Genomic DNA, 266 nt, shown 5'->3' on the forward strand with positions numbered 1-266 from the left:
TACGCTTGCGAATGTTTTGCAGGGTATCCCCCGCCTTGACGTCGACCGTGAACTCCTTCTCTCCCGCCTTGAAGGTCAGTTGGCCATCCTGGGTGATAAGCGGCGCGGTCGAGCTGTCAAAGATGCCTTCCTGGCGGCTGGTGGTTGCCAATTTGTTGACGGTGATATTGTACTGGCCATTGGAGCCACCGCTCTTGCTCTCCATCTTCAGCACAGGGTCATCTTTGTTCTGGGTGATATTGATGGCCCGCTTGTTGAAGGCACCG

At 55.6% G+C, this 266-nt stretch carries 1 protein-coding gene; it reads right to left on the reverse strand.

Going from position 1 to position 266, the window contains the following annotated elements; all coding sequences use genetic code 11:
• Positions 1-266 (reverse strand): hypothetical protein (locus B4920_RS26530; RefSeq protein WP_216820068.1); only part of this gene is annotated, 266 nt, incomplete at both ends.

Source organism: Zoogloea sp. LCSB751, assembly GCF_002028455.1.
In the GTDB taxonomy this organism is placed as follows: domain Bacteria; phylum Pseudomonadota; class Gammaproteobacteria; order Burkholderiales; family Rhodocyclaceae; genus Zoogloea.